Source organism: Streptococcus dysgalactiae subsp. dysgalactiae (assembly GCF_900459225.1).
In the GTDB taxonomy this organism is placed as follows: domain Bacteria; phylum Bacillota; class Bacilli; order Lactobacillales; family Streptococcaceae; genus Streptococcus; species Streptococcus dysgalactiae.
In genome coordinates this window covers 1-4,313 of the sequence record NZ_UHFH01000002.1, presented here as the reverse complement: position 1 = coordinate 4,313, position 4,313 = coordinate 1, and the positions used below count along the sequence as shown (strand labels likewise).

The 4,313-nt window shown below is 32.6% G+C and carries 4 protein-coding genes and 1 pseudogene; 1 reads left to right on the top strand and 4 read right to left on the bottom strand.

Features of this window, described 5'->3' with window-relative positions:
• Window positions 1–477: 477 nt before the first annotated feature.
• The 3 genes and pseudogenes from DYD17_RS00055 to DYD17_RS00045 all read right to left on the bottom strand — a co-directional run.
• The gene (locus DYD17_RS00055) at window positions 478–783 is read right to left on the bottom strand and encodes a plasmid mobilization protein (protein WP_000057278.1); all 306 of its coding nucleotides are present in this window, start codon (window positions 781–783) and stop codon (window positions 478–480) included.
• Window positions 784–845: 62 nt separating this feature from the next.
• Window positions 846–1,787, bottom strand: coding sequence for a protein rep (locus DYD17_RS00050; RefSeq protein WP_001893498.1), 942 nt, complete (start codon window positions 1,785–1,787; stop codon window positions 846–848).
• A 312-nt stretch (window positions 1,788–2,099) separates the two neighbouring features.
• A pseudogene (locus DYD17_RS00045) lies at window positions 2,100–2,300 on the bottom strand (type II toxin-antitoxin system RelE/ParE family toxin); the annotation flags it as partial.
• A 592-nt stretch (window positions 2,301–2,892) separates the two neighbouring features.
• Here DYD17_RS00045 and DYD17_RS00040 point away from each other — a divergent pair.
• Entirely contained in the window at window positions 2,893–3,507 is a 615-nt protein-coding gene (locus DYD17_RS00040; protein ID WP_000721502.1) for a hypothetical protein, read from the top strand.
• Between the two features lie 225 nt (window positions 3,508–3,732).
• On the opposite strand, the gene DYD17_RS00035 is transcribed toward DYD17_RS00040, so the two are convergent.
• The gene (locus tag DYD17_RS00035; RefSeq protein ID WP_115276303.1) at window positions 3,733–4,311 is read right to left on the bottom strand and encodes a Rep family protein; all 579 of its coding nucleotides are present in this window, start codon (window positions 4,309–4,311) and stop codon (window positions 3,733–3,735) included.
• Window positions 4,312–4,313 lie beyond the last annotated feature (2 nt).

Genomic DNA, 4,313 nt, shown 5'->3' with positions numbered 1-4,313 from the left:
TTTCAATATCAGATATAATTTCAGTAGTTAATTGATCTCTATTAATATCAGATGGTAAACTTACTACTGTTTCTGGTTGCAAAACTTCGTTAGCATAAATAGCAGAAGGAACAAAAACACCTCCTAAAGTTACAATAGTTAAAGACGTAGTTATAATTTTAAATAATTTATTTTTCATAAAAAACTCCATAAATCTTAAAAAAACTAAACGCTGCATAAAATTAAAGCATTAACTAGTTAACGCTTTAATTTTATTATATTTTTTTAAAAATACAAGTCTTTTTTTATAATTATTTTTTTGCTATAATTAAGGAGTTGTAGGTTAATTATGTAACCCTGACTACATAATTAATTCTAAAAAAACCAACCTAGGTTTATTATAATTATAATGTTTAATCTCTTTATACACTATCTCAAATAATAATTTTCTTAGTCAAAAAAGTTGGAACATAATTCCAACTTTTTTAAATATATTCTTCATTTCCAAAATTGCCACCAACTTTTTTTAGAATCATACTCTAAAAGTTTAGTATCTTTGTTGTAAATTATTTTATGGAGTTGTTCAATTTGCATATCTTTTTGTTCTAATTGTTTCATCAGCAACAAAATTAATCCTTCATCATCTTTTTTAGTTTCGTCTATACGTTTGCTATCATTTTGATATACAGATTCTATACAAATTTTATCGATGATATACGCTGATATAGATTTTTCGTTTTCTTTAGCAAGCTTATTAATTAAGGCTTTCTGCTCATCTGTAACTCTTATATTAATTTGAGCCATAAATTCCTCTCTATACAGTGCATAGCAATCTTACTATACAAATGTTATACAAATTCTATACACTATTTTAAGTAGTAATTTTGCTTAATAGCATTCCAAATTGCTACAATTTTAGTTCCTTCAGAAAGTGAATCATTATCTTCTGATGTATGAATTAAATCTCCATTTTCAGCATCATCTAAAGCTAATTCTTTTTTGATAATTTTAAATAATCCACCATATCCTAGTTGTCTTTTTCGATATAAACCATTATATAAATCATCTACAACTTGTTTATTTTCCATCTCTAATTTGATAGGTTTGGTTGGGTATTTTGCGGTTTCAAGGATAGCTCCTTTTAAACCTTTGCCTTTTTCTTTAACTGCTCTTATATCAATCATAGGAACATAATCAACCTTAAGAGATTGCGACCACATTTCACCCCACTCTTTTTGAGTAATATAATTTCCACCTTTGAAATAACTTATTTTAAGCATTAATAAAACATGGATATGAGGATGATATTCATTAGTCAATTCATTATGTGTTACTTCAACAGAACGAAGATATCTAATAAGGTTTTTCTTAACTTTTGCTCGTCTGAACAGACGATCAAAAGACTGTGTTAAAGAAGATAATGTTTTATTTAAATCACTTCCAGGAACATTTTTAACCGTTAATGTCAAAAAGAGAAAGCGTCCTTTTGATTCTCGTTTAATTGCTTCGTCAACAATACGAGAAGTCTGATAAGAATATTTCATTGAACGTCTCCAATTACACATTGGACAAAGCTTATTCTTACAGAAATAAGCTTGATATAATTTTAAAGAACCGTCTGAATGACGAATAAAGTTTAAAACTTCACCACATGATTGAACACGTTCAATCATTGATTTTTTATACCCTAAATTCTCAAAGACATCAGCTAATTTCAAGCTCATGATTTTGCGACCTCGCCAATCTCTATCCTTACCTTTACTGTTTTTATCTCTAAGAACTTCCTCTTGATTTAGTTCATTTACCATGTTATAATTGGAGTACAAAAAAGAATTAATTCACAAAAAAAGTTTGTACTCATCTCTCTTTCTATGTTTTTGTTGTGGTGACTAAATCATATCAAAGTTTTGACTGAGAATCAAGCTTTTTTTTGTGCTAAAAATCCAATAATACCAAGGGTTTAATTATGGTAGAGAGACTCTTTTTAGCATGAGAGTTATTTCTAAAAGTATCAAGATAAGTAGAAACCCTCTTCGAGGGTTTCTAAGGGCTTCTCAGCCCTCTTTTTTCACTTCGTTCAAAATTCACCCAAAAAAGACCCTTAACAGGTCTTTTTTATATCACAGGTATTTCAGAATCGTATTAACCCAGTTAGTTTTAGCCGGCAACAATCGCAATACCTTAACGGTATCAGCTTCAATTTCGTAAAACAGGATATAGTCATCAATCACGCTATATTTAATCTCGGTTTCTTCGTCAATTCTTGCTGATAAATTAGCCCCAATCTTGGGAGAATCCGCTAACTTTCGGATAGCCGAAACAACAGCTTGTTTTCGCTCCTTATCTGCTTATTTTTCTTCCGGCAAGCGTAGCATGTGGTCGACCACTTACCAGTAAGTTTATCACATTCTTCATCAGTTTTGAACTAAAAGCTGATTTTCGGGAGAACCCAAACCCCTTATTTTTCCTCATCAGTAAATTCCCCCTTTAGCCCTTGAAAAGAGCATAAGGGAAACTGTCCCCACATATCGTGTGGAGTTGATAGTATCAACGTTTCCAGTGATAGCATTTTTCTCGGTTTCACCTACTTTTACACACTTCCTAACTAACCACCTAACACACTAAAACATACAAAATCATACGGTTTTAACACACTTTCGCATACCTTTTCATAGTCTCTTTTTTGGACTTTTCAACCTGATCTGGTACTACTTCTTGGGGTAAATGTCTAGTCTTGCCAGACAACAATCGTGCGAATCAGCGATGGGCAATCTATTATCTTTCTTTGATTTTCATCCCCAAAAGGTTTAAAATAAAAGCGAAAACATTTTATTTGGGTTAGAAAGGAGATAAGCATAAATCCTAAATAAAAGGCACAGATAACAAAATAAAAACAGAAAGGTATTTTAGATTATGAAAAAAATCAAACGATTCATCATAGCATTAGCTTTATCCTTATTCACAATCGCAAATACAGCTCCTGCTATTGTTTATGCCAATGAAACCAATCAAATCATTAATGAACAACAACAAGTTCAGCAAGCTATTGATGAAATTGATCAAAAATTATCCCGGCCAATTTCCGTTTCAGAAAATGATCTCAATGCGAGAATACAAGAAGCTAAAAAACGCTACCCTGGACTAACAGAAGAAAGAATGAAAGAATTAGCCTATCAAACATTGACTCCTTACTCCTTTAGAGCTAGCGTATGGGATGGACAAGGTGTAACTGTAGACGAATTTGCTTGGGTTGTAGAAAACCTAATCGCTGCAAGTATTTCTGGAGGTGTAGGTGGTATTGGTAATCTTGTGAAACAAAAAGGTTTAGCAGCAGCTAAAGCTACTTTAAGTAGAGTTGCCAAAGCCGCTGCAATGCGTGTCGGCGTTTATAGTGGTTGGATAGCGGGTGCTCTCGAGCGTGTATTTGATTATATAAATATTTTTGCTAATGTAGGACATGCTGTTGCTCAATGGGTAGACGCAAACGACTTCCACCCAAACAATGGTCGAATCAATGCATGGGCTTAAATATATAACATTAAATTTTATTACCTCATTTTTATTTGTTCTATTATTCCATTTAGCAGCACACCATATCTTCAAACTTGAAAAATTAGATATACTTCAATTACTATTCGCTTCTACACTAATAACGGGTATTAGACTAATCGGAAAACATAGGTCACATCCCCCCAGCTGACATATGTTTGTAACCCTTCCAAAAAAGCGGACCTTTCCTTCAAGGTCCGCTTTTTATTCTTCTGCTCTTGATTTTATCCCTCGTTTACTGCGCTGATATGCTCCATCAAACAACAATTTCATAAAACCAGTTTTTCCTGAAATAACTTCGTTAACCAAATTTATAGTTAATCCGTAAGTCTCTCCATTTTCGTCAATAAAATCATACAAATCGAAAATATTTTGAAGAGTATATGCACGAATGAGAGAAACTACCACGTTGAAAAGTTCTGCTTTTTTTTCCACGTCCAATGTCACATAACGATCAATATCAAAATTATTGATAAGTTTTATATCAACCTTATCGTAAACATGTTTTTTCTTAGCAATCGCATCTTTACTTTCATGAGTCAAATACAAGTATGTATTTTCGACGTTTAGCGCAACTTGAACCATTGCAACACTTTGCTCGCCCAAGATTTTCTTAATCTTCCAACGAACACTATCTGCAGTAACTGGATTTTTAGCAATGTAAATCACATGATAGTGAGGTTTTTTATATTTCTGCCCCTCTACATTACTCTTGTCTTTATCATGAAGCGGACTAACCGCTATCGGCACCCCAAGAGTTTCAAGCTTCAACTCCCAATCAATTG

Bases quoted from the DNA above. Each gene is read 5' to 3' on its own strand.
- DYD17_RS00040 (WP_000721502.1), top strand. From the start codon at position 2,893: ATGAAAAAAATCAAACGATTCATCATAGCATTAGCTTTATCCTTATTC.
- DYD17_RS00050 (WP_001893498.1), bottom strand. From the start codon at position 1,787: ATGGTAAATGAACTAAATCAAGAGGAAGTTCTTAGAGATAAAAACAGT.
- DYD17_RS00055 (WP_000057278.1), bottom strand. From the start codon at position 783: ATGGCTCAAATTAATATAAGAGTTACAGATGAGCAGAAAGCCTTAATT.